We start from the raw sequence: 2410 nt of genomic DNA on the forward strand, positions 1-2410 counted from the left end.
GCGCCCGCCGCCGGAATCCAGGACACCGCCCCCGACCCGGTGCGCAGGCCCGCGGCCTGAAGCAGTCCTTCCGCACCGGCCTTCTCCCGGGCGGTCTGTTACATTCCGTTGGCTGCGCCCCGCGCAACGGCCCACAGCAGCCCCGCGGCGGCGGCCCAACTCCCGCCGAGTATCAGGGAATTGGATACGGGCATTCCCAAACCGGGATTTACGTCCCGGCCACCCGGGATTAACATCTTTCCGCATCGAGCGCCGCCCCGACGAAATTCTTCTGCCTACGCAAATGCGTGCCGCCGGACTTTGTGCTGCCCATTTTCCCTCTGCGCCGACGGGAGTTTCCTCATGGACAACGTCTCACGCCGGAAAGTACTTCTTTCAAGCGCCGCCGTAGGCGGTGCCGCCGCCCTCGGCACCGGCCAGGTCGCCGCCGCGACCTCGGCCGGAGCCGCCGCCCGCGGCGTTCCCGCCTCGACCATCACGCCCGCCGACGCCCGCTATCCCGACTTCGTCTCCGGCAGCAACGGCCGCTGGCGCGCCCGGCCCGACGCGATCCGGGTGGCCACGGAAACCGACCAGGTGGTGGCCGCGGTGGAGGAGGCCGTACGCGCCGGAAAGCGCCTCGCCGTACGCAGCGGCGGCCACTGCTACGAGGCATTCGTCTACCACTCCGACACCCAGGTCGTCCTCGACCTGTCGGCGATGAACGACATCTCGTACGACCAGAAGAGACGCGCCTTCGTCATCGAGCCCGGCTGCACGCTGATGGAGGTCTATATGGAGTTGTATCGCCGCTGGGGGGTGACGATCCCGGGCGGTTCCTGTTCCTCTGTCGGCGCCGGCGGCCATATCCAGGGCGGCGGATTCGGGCTGCTGTCCCGGCAGTTCGGGCTGACGAGCGACTACATCCACGCCGTCGAGGTCGTCGTCGTGAACGCCGCGGGCAAGGCCCGCGCCGTCGTGGCGACCAGCGACAAGAACGACCCGCACCACGACCTGTGGTGGGCGCACACCGGCGGTGGCGGCGGCAACTTCGGCGTCGTCACCCGCTACTTCCTGCGCGCCCCGGGCACCGAGCGGCTGGCGCCGGAGAAGCAGCTGCCGCAGCCGCCCGGCGAGGTGTACGTGCACCAGCAGTCGTGGTCCTGGAACACCATCACCGAGGACCGCTTCCGCACCCTGCTGCGCAACTACGGCAACTTCTACGCGGAGCACAGCGCCCCCGGCAACCCGTACGCCGGGATGTTCAGCATGCTCGTCTGCAGCACGAAGGCCAGCGGCTCGATCTCGATGACCACCCAGATCGACGCCACCCGGCCCGGCGCGGCGGGCAGACTCGACGACTTCCTCGCCGAGATCGGCGGCCACATGGGCGACGCGCAGCCGGCGACGCTGTCGACGAACGAGATGCGGGCGATGCCCGAGCTGTTCGCGCCGCAGGCGCGGCCGTGGCTGGTCGCCACCCGCCAGCTCGGCGGGTCCGGCTGGGGCGGGCGCGGCGACTACAAGTCGGCGTACCTGCGGCAGGCGTTCCCGGAAGAGCAGATATCCGCCATGTACAAGAACCTCACCGAGACCGACCAGCGCAGCGCGCTCGTCTCGATCGACTCGTACGGCGCGCAGGTCAACGCGGTCGGCACGGACGCGACCGCGGCGCCGCAGCGGGACTCGATCCTCAAGCTCCAGTACCAGGCGTACTGGAGCGAGGACGCCGAGGAGGCGGCGAAGCTCTCCTGGATCCGGAACATGTACCGCGACGTGTACGCGGACACCGGCGGCGTCCCCGTCCCCAACGAGGTCAACGACGGCTGCTACATCAACTACCCGGACATCGACCTCGGCGACCCGCAGTGGAACACCTCGGACACCCCCTGGCACGACCTGTACTACAAGCAGGGCTACCCCCGCTTGCAGCAGGTCAAGGCCGCGTACGACCCGGGGAACGTCTTCCGGCACGCCCAGTCCGTACGGCTGCCCGAGTAGGCGTCCGGCAGGCGGCCGAGGCACTGCCGCCCGGCCCGGGGCGCTGGGGCTCCCGGGCCGGGCGGCGCACGCGCCGTCGACGGGGAGCGGCCGGGCCGGGATGCTGATGGCGTACGGCCGAAGGGCCACGGGCCGCGAACGGTGCACGTACCGCGACCGGTTCACCGCGACGGCCGCCGGCCGCACCACGTACCACCGCCCCAGGCACCACCGCCACCGCGTGTGCCGCGCCCCGGTACGCACCCCGCGCTCAGCCGCGTATCGAGCGGGCTCACGTACCGTGCCACCCTGCGCCCCCGGCCCGTCCCGCTCCAACGGTGACCGTCCCGCCACGAAAGGAGCACCGCCTTGCACGCCTCCGCCCCGCCCCCCGACTCCGCATCCGCCCCCGAGGGCCCCACAGGACCGAGCCGGCGCCAGATGCTGCCGG

At 71.2% G+C, this 2410-nt stretch carries 1 protein-coding gene; it reads left to right on the top strand.

Annotated features, from left to right (window positions below):
- Positions 1–342 precede the first annotated feature (342 nt).
- Positions 343–1980: an FAD-binding oxidoreductase gene (locus H5J30_RS27490; RefSeq protein ID WP_181790011.1), complete on the top strand. Its 1638-nt coding sequence runs from the start codon at positions 343–345 to the stop codon at positions 1978–1980.
- Positions 1981–2410 lie beyond the last annotated feature (430 nt).

It is taken from the genome of Streptomyces phytophilus, assembly GCF_013870535.1.
Lineage (GTDB): Bacteria > Actinomycetota > Actinomycetes > Streptomycetales > Streptomycetaceae > Streptomyces > Streptomyces phytophilus.